This is a genomic window from Clostridioides sp. ES-S-0123-01 (genome assembly GCF_020658415.1).
Lineage (GTDB): Bacteria > Bacillota > Clostridia > Peptostreptococcales > Peptostreptococcaceae > Clostridioides.
The window spans coordinates 177,535-190,359 of sequence record NZ_JACVWD010000002.1; the positions used below are offsets into that span (position 1 = coordinate 177,535).

The window sequence follows — 12,825 nt, forward strand, 5'->3', positions numbered from 1 at the left end:
ACTCCATTAAATAAAATCTATGTTATATAATGATTGCTTTTAAAGCACCCTCATCAAAATACATCAGGATTAATTTAAGTCATTTATTTTTATATTTCCTTTGGGCAAATATAACGTGCCATCCCCTTGCTATGTTCGCCATATTCAATAGCTTCTTTTGGACATCGACATATACAAGCCATGCAATGAGTGCAATGATTTCCCCAGTTTGGCTTTCCATCATTAAGGTGTATATTTCCAAGTGGACATACATTTTCACATTTCTTGCAAGAAACACAAGCATCTGTCACATAAAATTTTTTAGAATGAACAAATACTGGATAAAATATATTATTGACCAATCCACTACTGAATTTAGCCTTAAATGTTGCTTTCGATTCTGGGAATGCTATATCAGTTCTAATACATTGTATTGTAGATGATATTTTCTGCTCAGCTTGTTCAATCGTTACTAGAGCTTCTTCTTTACTTGGTGTACTAAAAAGCGCAATATAGTTTTCTGGCATGACTACAGAAGCACATCCTCTGTAATTCATCCCTTTTGCTTTACACAATTTCTTCAAGTATGTGCCTGAATTGCCAATATCAGCCCCACAGGTCATTACAAAATAAATATTCTTATTTCCACTAAGTTCTGTTTTCATCAACCATTCATGCACAATACGTGGAATACGCCATGCATAAGTTGGTACAACGATAACCCATGGTCTTTCAGATGCTAAATGAGAATAATCCCTAGTTCGAATTTTTTCAAATATATTCAATACTTCATTCTGAAGCTCTTTACCCATTCTTTTTGCTACATATTCACTATTACCAGTCCCAGAAAAATATACAATCATAATTTTAGCAACTCCTTTATAAAATTCCTATTTTTAAACCCATACATATTTTTAACTTACTTAAATACTCAGATATACTTTTTATTTGTATTTTTACTCTTTTAGTTCTCCTCAATATGTTTCGTTAATGTTCTTTAACCATTATATCAGACAAAATAAATATTGCGACATTGGTAAAGAAACTCTTTACCATTAAAAGATTATATATCATTATTTCATATCAAATACTTTTAAAATTATGTTGTTTATCAGTTTATATCTTCAAGACTCTTTACATCATATCAGGACTCATTTAATGGCAGTAAATTAGTAGCAATAATAATCTTTAAATCTCACGAATATTTTGCTAAATACCATATTTTAATGGTCAATCATCTTTTTAAGTATAATAATGTACCATACAAAAAAGTGATAAATAGTATTTTGAAATCACTTACACAAAAACAAATAAAACCGCAAAAGCGTAGTATTAATACGATTTTGCGAAATTTTATAATCTAATTTTTATTATTAAGATTTACTTTCTTACTATTTTTTACTGTTCTAAGAAGTAATTTTACAAATTCATTTGACAATAGAATAGTCGATGCGAATAATATTATCTTTATCCACATATCAAACCCTAGTGACACTGAATTGAAGAAACTTTGGAATACTTGGGTAAATATTATTTGAATCACCCCTGTCACAACTATTACTTGTAATGCTAATTTATTTTTAAATAGATTTGGTATTGTACTGTTTAATCCAAATTCTCTACAATTTAATGCATTAAAAAGAGCACTGAATGCAAATAATGAAAATATAACTGTACCTTGTTCTTCTGGAGTTGCTCCCAATATATTAAAAGCTGATTGTGTAAATACAATTGTAATCATAAGTATAGCATTTATAATAATATTAACAGACATAGACCTAGCTATTATTCCAGAATGTCTATTTATTGGCTTTCTTTTCAATACATAATCTCTAACAGGTTCTAATCCTAATGCAAGAGCTGGAGGACCATCCATTATTATATTTACCCATAATAATTGTATTGTAGTAAATGGCATATCTTTACCAGTAAGTTGAGATATTATAGCAATTATAAATGCTACTATATTTACAGTAAGCTGGAACTGTATAAATCTTTGGAAGTTTTCATAAATACCTCTTCCCCATTTTATTCCCTCTACTATTGTACTAAAACTATCATCAGTCAATATTATATCTGCTGCATTTTTAGATACTTCTGTACCTGAGATTCCCATAGCGATACCAACATCTGCTTGACTAAGAGCTGGAGCATCATTTATACCATCACCTGTTACGGCTACAACCTCACCACTTTTTTGAAGTGCAGAAACTATTCTCATCTTTGTATCTGGTTTACTTCTTGCGACAATAGATATTCCTTTTATTTCTTCTCTTAACTCTTCATCTGTCAGTACATCTATATAGGTTGCTTCAACTGCCTTTTTACCATCATTCAATAATCCTAATTCATCTCCAATAGCAGTTGCTGTATTGATATTATCCCCTGTAAGCATTTTTACATCTACACCTGCATTAAATGCCTTATCAATAGACTCTTTAACACCTGCTCTCAATGGGTCTACTATTCCTACAAAGCCACTAAATACTAAATTTTCTTCCTTCTCATACCCTCTTGGATTTCCGATTAAATTCAATTCTCCTTCTGAAGTTATTGCAACTTCTGTTCTAGATTTAGTCATCTTTTTATAAGCAAACCCCAATGTTCTCATAGATTTAATTTGTAGTTTTTTAATTTCATCGAGAATACCTTTTTCTATTTTAGGAGTTATTGGGACAATACTTTTTCCTTGTTGTACATAAGAACATTTCTTTAATAATACTTCTGGAGCTCCTTTTGAAAGTAGTATATCTGAATCCTCTTGACGAATTAATGTTGACATTTTCTTTTCTTCTGAACTAAAGGGGATTTGTGATATTAAATAAGTTTGTTTTCTCATTTCATTATAATTTTTATCGTTATGATATAAAAGTAATGCACACTCTGTTGCACTTCCAATATATTTAAATGAATTGTCTTCCTTTTCTATATCAGCTGTTGAATTCACTATACAGTTTTGTTCAAAATAACTATTACTTTGATATTCTCCACTACTTATATACTTACCATCAACATATGCTACTTCTACCATCATCTTATTTTGTGTCAAAGTACCTGTCTTATCAGAACATATTACAGAGACAGAACCTATAGTTTCACAGGCTTCTTTCTTTGTTACTAATGCATTTATCTTTGCCATCTTTTGCATTGTTATGGCTAAAGTAATATTTATCATAGTTGGTAAACCTTCTGGTACTGTTGCAACTATTAAAGCAATACAAACCATATATGCATTTTTAGCAGGCTCTAATGATTGTAAAAAAGATAAAATACTGCTTGTATCCAAAATTAGCATACCTCTTCTTTGCATTTGTATAATCATAAACATACATAATAATGTAGCTATTACACCTGATATACCTGCTATTTTAGCACCTAACTTACCTAATTTAATTTGAAGTGGAGTTTGCTGGTCATCATTTGATAAGTTCTGTGCTATCTTACCCATCTCTGTCTTATCACCAATATGAGTAACAACCATTATCCCTCTACCATATGCTACAAGAGTTCCCCCAAATACCATATTGATTTGTTTTGCGGGTATTGTATCTTGTTCAATTATTTCTGTTTTAGAATAAACTACCTCCATATCTAATATAGCATCAGCATTTTTAGCTACATCATCAGATTCGCCTGTTAACATATCTTCTCTAAGCTTTAGATTTATAGATTGTATAAGCCTTCCATCTGCTGGTATCATATCTCCTGTTTCTATATATACAATATCTCCTGGTACTAAATCATTTTTTGATATTTTAACTATCTTTCCATTTCTAAGTACCTTTACCTCTATATTTTCTGTTAATTTTGATAGAGCATGAGCAGCTTTTTTAGATTTCCCTTCAGTTATTATACCTATGGAAATACCAATAAAGATAGCTCCTAAAATACCTAATGCATCATGCAATTCTCCCACAAATGAGCTTATTACTGCTGCTCCTATAAGAATTAATATCATAGGTTCTGTCAGACTTTCCCCCAACTCGTCCCAAAATGTTCGTCCTTCTTTTATCGTAAATTCATTTAATCCATATCTAAGCTTCCTCTCTTCTACCTCATTATCAGCAAGTCCAACTTCTGGATTTGTCTTTAAGTATTTTAAGACTTCTTTGGTAGGTTTATTATAATACCTCATAACTTTATCCCCCTTGTTAATTATCTATAGAGAATTATATGCTTATGATAGCTTGTATATTACTTTTCAAAAAAAATAAGGAGTTGTCTCAAAATTGATTTTTTTCTAATCAAATTTTAAGTTCAACTCCTCTGTTGAATTTTTATAAGCTATTTTTTACTACTTCTTTTTTAATTAATATTCTAGATTTTAATATTTAAGAAATTTGAGTACAAGAGGTAAAGCATATGTATTTTAAATAAAATTAATTTATCATTACACTAAAAAATTACTTTTTATAATAGCTAAATCCTTCACTTTCCATATAGCAAGCAACTAGATGATTCTGTTTATGTTCAAATAATTCAGGCATTTCTTTTCTACAATATTCTGCTGATACTGGACAACGCTCCACAAAAGGACATCCTTTTTCAGAATTCGAAAAAATTTTAACTTCGTCTTGTAAATCTACTTCTTCATCTAGTATATTTCTGCTATTCGGATTTGGAGTCAAAACTGCACGCAAAAGCATCTGTGTATATGGATGTAAAGGTGTATTGTAAACCGCCTCAGCATTTCCAATTTCCACGATTCTACCAGCATACATCACAGCAACCCTATCAGAAATATAACGTACCATGCTTAAGTCATGTGAAATAAATAGATAAGTAAGACCAAGCTCCATCTTTAACTTATATAAAAGATTTATAATCTGACTCTGAATAGAATTATCCAGTGCTGACACTGGTTCATCACATATAATAAAATCTGGCTGAACCACGAGTGCACGTGCAATACTAATTCTTTGTCTTTGCCCTCCTGAAAACTCATGTGGGAAACGTCCTGCGTGTTCTCTCAAAAGCCCAGTCATTTCTAACAATTCATATACTTTTTGTGTTCTTGTATTTTTATCCAACATCCCATGAACCTTTAAATTTTCTGCAATAATAGATTCTACTGTCATATGTGGGTCTAAAGACATATATGGGTCCTGAAATATCATTTGTGTATGTTGTGCAAATGCCTTTCTTCTACTTTGTCTATGTAGTTCTAACTTTTTGCCTTGAAATAATATTTCACCTTCGCTTGATGGATATACACCCATAATAACTCTTGCAAGAGTTGATTTTCCACAACCAGATTCTCCAACAAGCCCTAGAGTTTCACCTTTATAAATAGTTAGGTTCACATGATTGACAGCAATATTTTTGCGCTTTCTTCCTAGAGGGAAGCTCTTGGATACATTATTTAATTCAAGTAATTTTTCCATCATCCAATTCCTCCTTTGGAAAACTTTCATGCAGACGCCAACAAGAAGCACTGTGACTATTTGAAACCTCAAATAAAGGTGGCTCTTCTCTCAAACAAATCTTCATACAATATGGACACCTCTTTGAAAAAGAACAACCGACTGGCAAATCAGATAAGTTTGGTGGACTTCCCAATATAGATATGCGTTCCCCTATAACACCTGATGTAGGAAGTGTTCTTAACAGTGCCTGTGTATATGGGTGTGTTGCTCTATTAAAAAGTTCTTTCACACCACTTTCTTCCACAATTTTTCCAGCATACATCACTGCTACACGGTCTGCCAAGTTTGCTACAACACCAAAATCATGAGTAATCAAAAGTACAGCTGTTCCCATCTCTTTTCTAATTTTAGCAATCAATTTCAAGATTTGCAGTTGTGTAGTAACATCAAGAGCTGTTGTTGGTTCGTCTGCAATAAGTAGTTTAGGATTGCATGCCAAAGCCATAGCAATCATTACACGTTGTTGCATACCTCCTGAAAATTGATGAGGGTACTGTTCTGCTTGTAGTTCAGCATTTGGTATCTGTACCATTTCAAGTAATCTAACTGCCTCTTTCTTACAATCAGATGATGACATTTTCTCTTTTCTATATAGTGACTCTGTAATCTGCTTACCTATTTTCATTGTAGGATTCAAACAGGTCAAAGGGTCTTGAAAAATCATACTTGCTAAAGTACCTCTTATTCGTTCCATCTCTTTTTCTGATGCATTCAAAATATCAAAATTGAGAAGTTTCAATTCCTCAGCCATAATTTTAGCTGGTGGTGAAGGATTTAGTTGCAAAATTGACTGTGCCATTACACTTTTACCACAACCACTTTCACCCACTAACGCAAGAATCTCGCCACTGTTCATGGAAAGCGATACACCTCGAACTGCATTTACTGTTCCTTCGTACATATCAAAAGATACATTTAATTCCTTAATTCTTAGAATGTCGTCCATAATAAGCAGACCTCCTTAATCTAGGATTTAGAGCATCTTGAAGTTGGTCTCCCAAGAGATTGAAAGAAAGCATTATCAGACAAATAAATAATCCTGGCACTACAAGCCTTGCTGGATAAGTCTGAAAAACAGCAACACCTTCATTTGCCATAATTCCCAATGATGGATATGGTGGTGGAACTCCCATTCCCAACATTGATAGGAATGCTTCTGTAAATATAATTCCTGGAATGCTCAATGTCATGTGTACAATTATAATACCTAACATATTAGGAATTAAGTGGAAGAAAATAATCCGTCCCATACTTGCTCCCATAATTTTTGCAGCAATTATAAATTCTCTCCCCATAAGAGAAACCACCTGTCCTCTTACCAATCGTGCCATACTAGTCCATCCTACAAGGGTATAGGCAATAATCAAAGTTCCAATTCCCTGTGGAAGCACTGCCATAAGTAAAAGAACAACAACAAGGTATGGAATTCCACTAATGATTTCCAATGTACGCATCATTACATTGTCAACCATACCACCTATATATCCAGAAATACTACCATATACTACTCCTACTATGCAGTCTATGATAGCTACCACCCCTGCTACTAGAAGTGATACTCGTGTCCCATACCAGATACGTACAAAAATATCACGCCCAAGATTATCTGTACCAAAGATATGAGTAAAACCACTACTCATATCTTTACTAAAAAAGGGGTTATTTGCATATGCCACATTCTGAGATGAAAAATCAAAATTACAAAATATTGGAAAAAATACTGAACCTATCATAAGAATAAGTATCATTATAAATGATACTATTGCAATTTTATTGTGGCGTAGTATGGATATGGTCTCCCTTGCAAAACTCATAGAGGGATACACCTGTTCGTTATTAGTCATATCTGAATTACAGCCATCAATAGATGAAAAATCTTCATGAACAAGTACTCTTTTACTACTATCTATTTTCCTCACCTCCTAATCTCACGCGAGGGTCTATACAGCTGTTCAAAATATCCACGATTAGATTACACAACACAAGAAACATACCAAAAAATAATGTTGTTCCTATAATCACTGGATAGTCATTGGCCTGTACTGAGTCCACAAAGTATTTTCCAAGACCTGGAATAGAAAATACATATTCTACAGCAAATGTCCCAGTCAACAGAACTGCTGTCATAGGACCAAGAACTGTTATCACTGGCATTAATGCATTGCGTAGACAATGATGAAGGATAATATCTTTTTTCTTGATTCCTTTCACTTTTGCTGTACGAATATAATCCTGCCCAAGTACATCAAGCATACTAGAGCGCATTAATCTTCCAATACTTGCCATAGAGCCAAAAGCTAGCGCAAATGCAGGTAAAATCTTGCTATTTTCACTCCCCCATCCTATAATTGCAAAAAAATGGATACCAGTAAATTGAAACAGCACAATTCCAAAAAAATACTGCAACAAAGCACCAATAATAAATGATGGAACAGACACCCCAAGAAGCACCAAAATCATCATCAATGTGTCCCACTTTGTCCTATGCTTCAAAGCAGCTATAATACCTGACAAAAATCCCAAAATGATTGCAAAAATCAAAGCCCGTATTCCCAGTTCTAAAGAAACTGGGAATGCCTGGGCTATAATATCTGTGACTTGACGACCAGAAACAATTGAAGAACCAAAATCTCCATGTATCAAATTATTCACATATATTCCGTACTGCTCTAATACAGGTTTATCTAGACCATATTTTGTGGCTAAAGAAGCTTTTATCTCAGGATTAATTACCTTAAGTCCAGAAAAAGGGTCTCCTAGAAGCATCTGCATCAGTAAAAATGTAATGGAAATCAAAACCCATACAGTAAGTACCGCATAAATAAGTCGCTTAGCGATATACCTCATTTGTAAAGACATATTGTCTGCTCCTGTCATGTTTTTTATTTACTTAATATGTGCATTTAAAACGTTAAAGAATTGAAATGGTGTACGTACTAGACCAACTAGTTTGTCAGAAACTGCATAAGTAGTACATGTAAAATACATCGGTCCTATAACCATATCATCCATTAGAATTTTTTCTGCCTGTATCAGTATCTCTTGACGCTTTTTAGAATCACTCTCATGAGTTGAATCCTCAATCAACTTATCATACTTTGGATTGGAATACTTTCCATAATTGTTCATATTTTCTGTTGTATAGTTCTCCAAAAATGTAATTGCATCATTCTCAGAAGGACCCCAAGCATCCACTGCAAAACTATAATCACCATTTCTTTTTGCTTCAGACAAAGCTTTGACTGCTGTAGATTTCAGTTCTACATCCAGTCCAAGATTTTCTTTCCATTGTTGTTGCAAGTAGGCAGCCTGATTCTGATTATATGTTGTATCTGATGTCCAAAATACAAGTTTAATATCTTTCTTTTCTATCCCAAGTTCTTGAAGTGCCTTGTCAAGGAATTCCCTTGCCTTATCTTTGTCATACTTAAATAAGCTACCACGTTTTTCTGCATAACTTTTACCATCAACACCTTTTATAACACCTGGTACAAGACCATTGGCTGCTATAGAACCATCATTAATTACATTATTAAGTAGACTTTGTACATCAATAGAATAGGCAAGTGCTTTTCTTAGGTTTATGTTAGAAAGATACTCATTTTGTGTATTAAAGCTTAAATACCAAGATCCTCCATCTATATAGGATTGAATAGTATCTTTACTTTTGTCTCTCACGAGTTTAATTTGTTCGTTATATAGGTTACAAAGGTCAATTTCTCCAGCAGTAAATGCATTCAAACTTGTATTTGCATCTCCTATCATAACCAACTTAACTTTAGGAATATTAATTTCTGATGCATTATAATATTCTTCAGCCTTCTCCATTGTAATATGGTCATCATGAACCCATTCTGTTATTTTATATGCACCATTTGTTACCATTTTATCGGCCTCTTTAGCGTACTGTTTATCACCAATTGCCTTATAAGCCTTTTTATTTATTGGCAAAAAATATGGCTGTGACAAATAAAACAAGCCATTAGTCATTGGATGAGACCATTGAATTTCTAATGTATAATCATCTAATACTTTTAACCCAAGCTGTGATTCGTCAATCTCACCCTTATAAAATGCTTCTCCATTTTTAATATTCTTGTATATATACGAAGCAAATATACTTCCAGTAGAAGGCGTCATCTGTGTCACCCAGGAATAGTAAAAATCATTCGCGGTTACTGGGTCTCCATTTGACCATTTTGCATCTTTTCTTAGATGCATTGTATAAATAGTGTTCGCATCATTTATATCCCAACGTTCTGCTAAATCAGCCACTGGCTCATCCTTCTCATTCAACTTTGTGAATCCAGCCATGCAATGATAGAGAATACTTTGTGCAATAGTATCACTCATTCTCATTGGATTCAATTCTGTTGGCTCAGATGTAACATTTAACGTTACCATTTCTTTTCCTTGAGTCCCCTGAAAAACTGAGCCTTTTATTGCATCTCCTTGAGTAGGTGTGGAACATGCCACCAAATTTAGTGCAAGTATAGCTACTACTAATAATGTTATAATTTTTTTGTATCTCATATTTTTCTCCCTCTAAATAATTAATTCATATAATTCCTAACAATCATCCTGCACATCCAATATCATATTAAATGAATCAATTGACATAGGTTTATAATAATAATAACCTTGAACCATATCACATCTATACTCTTTTAAAGACTCTATATGTTCTTTAGATTCTACACCTTCAGCAATCACTTTCATATTTAAAGAATGAATTAAATCTATAATAGTCTTTATTACTAAACTACTATTGCCATTTAAGTTATTTAAAAAAAACTGACGGTCCATTTTGATAATATCAAAATGAGCATTAAGTAATACATTAAAAGAAGAATAACCATCTCCAAAATCATCTAGTGAACATGTAAACCCATATTCTTTGAAATCAGATACTACTTTTTTTAAACGTTCAGTATCATTTAAAGAAATTGATTCCATAAATTCAATTTCAATATAGTGCTTTGGAATATCATATTTTTCAAACACATCAATGTAATTTTGAACAATCCCTGGGTCATAAAAATGTGACTTTGAAATATTAAAACTAATTGGCACAACTTTCTGATTGTTTTTTATTCTTGTATCCAAGTACTGACACATTTGTTCAAAAGTATCAATATCAATTAATTTAATGTAGCCATTTTGGTTTAAAATAGGCAGAAATTTATATAATGGGATGCTGTTTCCATCTTTATCAAACCAACGAAGTAATGCCTCTGCACCTATAACCTTTCCATTTATTAGACTGATTTTGGGCTGTAAGTACGTGACAAATTCATAACCTTTATATGCATCTGCTGTCTCTATTTCCAGTTTCATACGGTCCATATAACTATTATAAAAAGAATCACCATAAAGTTCTATACAAGAACTTCTATTAAGTAAAGCTTCACTTTCTTTCCTACACAAATTCGCATAATTTAGTGCATCATAAAATGAGACTTCTGGGTTAATAATCACATAAATACCCATAGACATAAAAAGATTTCTATAAATCCGCTCATCATCTATACGATATAATATGTCAATTAGTGGTATCAATCGTTCATATATAAGATAGTTAGAATCATCACACCTTACTAAAAAAGCAAAGTTATCCGCATATAAATATGCAGCGTACTCCTTTTCTTCTAAAAATGTGGTTATTTTTTGAAAAACCAATGTCAGAATTTCATCACCTGCTTTACTTCCATACTTTGTATTAAAATAGCGAAAATTTTTAATGTTCAAGTGTATTAAAGCATATCTTTCATCACTACCTTTTATCTTACAATATTTTTCCAAAATATATGAAGTATCATACATATCACGCTTTAAGGTGCTATTATTTTCCGTTTCCATTACGATTGGCTCCTTTGTTTATAAATTGTATATACATTTCTTCCCTTATTTTTGGATTGGTATAAGGCTAAATCAGCATTTTTAATAAGAGTTAATTCATCACAACCATGCATATGTATCTCATTATATATCCCAAAAGATAAAGTGAGCTGTTTGGAATTTTTACTTTTTAAATGTACAATATTTTTGTCTCTCAGCTCTTTTTGAACTGATTCAACAAATGTAATAATTTCATCATCACTTCTATCAACAAATATACAGGTGAATTCATCTCCTCCATATCGTGCAGCAAAAGCATTGTTTGGTAAGTTCTTCTTTAATAAAGTAGTAACTTCTTTTATTGCCTCATCACCTTTTAAATGACCATAGTAATCATTATATTCTTTGAAAAAATCGATATCAACCATAACATATCCAATGGATAAAACCTCATCATCTTGGATTAATTTACTTATAAGTTTACTACAGTATCTTCGATTATAAATTTTTGTAAGTTCATCTATATCTGCTACTGTTTGTAGACTAACTTGCTTTTCCAACATAAGATTCTGTTCTTTTTCTCTTTCATAGAGAGAAAGAAGACTTTTGAAGCTTTCGCCCATTGATATCTTACTGTCCATTTCTCCTTTTAATATGGTTTCATAAAAAGTTTCATAAAGTTCATCAGTTTCATGCCCAAATAGAATTGAATATTGAACATGTAATTTTTGAATTTGTATCATTATATTTTGATTCGTATTTTTATACAATGTGTCTAATTGGTTTAAGCACCATGCTGCATCTTCTTCTCTTTTCAACAAAAGCAAAAATTCCATTAAATATAAATAAATGGATTTCAGTAAAAACGCTTCTTCCTTATTTTTAATCAACTTATTTATCAAACTATCTATTTTATGTAACGCTTCTGTTTCCTTATTTTCTAATAATAAAAGACGTATTTCTCCTTCCATAAATAATAAAGGTAAAATGCCAACTTCACATTTTACGCTTAAACATTTTTCATGATACTTCAGGGCTTTATCTAATTCTCCTTGAACACAAGAAAGGTGTAATAGATTCACAAGTATAGACTTGTAATAAAAAAGCACACTTTTTATAGGAATATCTTTTATAACATCTAATGCTTTTGTATAGAATTGCTCTGCAATTTTATATACACCACTTGTGTAAAATATATCAGCAATATTGTTATAGAAAATAGCACATGATTTTTTATCTTTAATTTTATAAGCAATTTGGATTCCTTCTAAATATATAGTAAGAGCTGCTATTTCGTCACAAATAGTAACATTTCGCAAGCCCTCTATTTTAAAATATTCAATTAAAACATCAAAATAATTTTTATTCTCAGCAATTTCTCTTGCCTTCTCTGAATGAAAATTATAAGCATCTACATCCCATTTCATTTGAAAATATTGTGCCAAATACACATGAGCCAATGCTTGTCCATAGAAGTAGTTTAACTGTTCTGATATCATTAGTAACCTATCACAATCGTGTTTATTAAACCTAGAATTATGCTCAAAACGACACTGAATTCGATCAATCAGCAATTGAATTT

9 protein-coding genes are annotated in these 12,825 nt (G+C 32.0%); all 9 read right to left on the reverse strand.

What is annotated here, in order from left to right:
- Nucleotides 1–89: 89 nt before the first annotated feature.
- The 9 genes from IC175_RS04370 to IC175_RS04410 all read right to left on the reverse strand — a co-directional run bounded on the left by IC175_RS04370 (nucleotide 90) and on the right by IC175_RS04410 (nucleotide 12,742).
- Nucleotides 90–842 (reverse strand): EFR1 family ferrodoxin, encoded by a 753-nt coding sequence (locus IC175_RS04370; RefSeq protein WP_227835225.1) that lies wholly within the window; start codon nucleotides 840–842, stop codon nucleotides 90–92.
- A gap of 497 nt (nucleotides 843–1,339) precedes the next feature.
- The gene (locus IC175_RS04375; protein WP_227835224.1) at nucleotides 1,340–4,114 is read right to left on the reverse strand and encodes a calcium-translocating P-type ATPase, PMCA-type; all 2,775 of its coding nucleotides are present in this window, start codon (nucleotides 4,112–4,114) and stop codon (nucleotides 1,340–1,342) included.
- 268 nt (nucleotides 4,115–4,382) lie between these two features.
- The gene (locus tag IC175_RS04380) at nucleotides 4,383–5,363 is read right to left on the reverse strand and encodes an ABC transporter ATP-binding protein (protein WP_227846080.1); all 981 of its coding nucleotides are present in this window, start codon (nucleotides 5,361–5,363) and stop codon (nucleotides 4,383–4,385) included.
- On the reverse strand, nucleotides 5,347–6,351 hold the full coding sequence (locus IC175_RS04385; protein WP_227482078.1) for an ABC transporter ATP-binding protein: 1,005 nt from the start codon (nucleotides 6,349–6,351) through the stop codon (nucleotides 5,347–5,349). The genes IC175_RS04380 and IC175_RS04385 overlap by 17 nt, the downstream gene beginning before the upstream one ends.
- Nucleotides 6,329–7,324, reverse strand: a complete 996-nt coding sequence (locus IC175_RS04390) for an ABC transporter permease (protein WP_227851171.1) — start codon at nucleotides 7,322–7,324, stop codon at nucleotides 6,329–6,331. The genes IC175_RS04385 and IC175_RS04390 overlap by 23 nt, the downstream gene beginning before the upstream one ends.
- Nucleotides 7,308–8,264 carry an ABC transporter permease gene (locus IC175_RS04395; RefSeq protein WP_227851172.1) on the reverse strand — a complete coding sequence of 319 codons (957 nt, stop codon included), beginning with the start codon at nucleotides 8,262–8,264 and terminating at the stop codon, nucleotides 7,308–7,310. Before IC175_RS04395 ends, IC175_RS04390 begins: the two co-directional genes overlap by 17 nt.
- A gap of 27 nt (nucleotides 8,265–8,291) precedes the next feature.
- Complete coding sequence (locus IC175_RS04400; protein ID WP_227830863.1) at nucleotides 8,292–9,938, reverse strand: peptide ABC transporter substrate-binding protein; 1,647 nt, start codon at nucleotides 9,936–9,938, stop codon at nucleotides 8,292–8,294.
- A gap of 36 nt (nucleotides 9,939–9,974) precedes the next feature.
- Complete coding sequence (locus tag IC175_RS04405) at nucleotides 9,975–11,264, reverse strand: EAL domain-containing protein (RefSeq protein WP_227824329.1); 1,290 nt, start codon at nucleotides 11,262–11,264, stop codon at nucleotides 9,975–9,977.
- Nucleotides 11,264–12,742, reverse strand: coding sequence for a GGDEF domain-containing protein (locus IC175_RS04410; protein ID WP_227482073.1), 1,479 nt, complete (start codon nucleotides 12,740–12,742; stop codon nucleotides 11,264–11,266). Before IC175_RS04410 ends, IC175_RS04405 begins: the two co-directional genes overlap by 1 nt.
- Nucleotides 12,743–12,825: the final 83 nt, after the last annotated feature.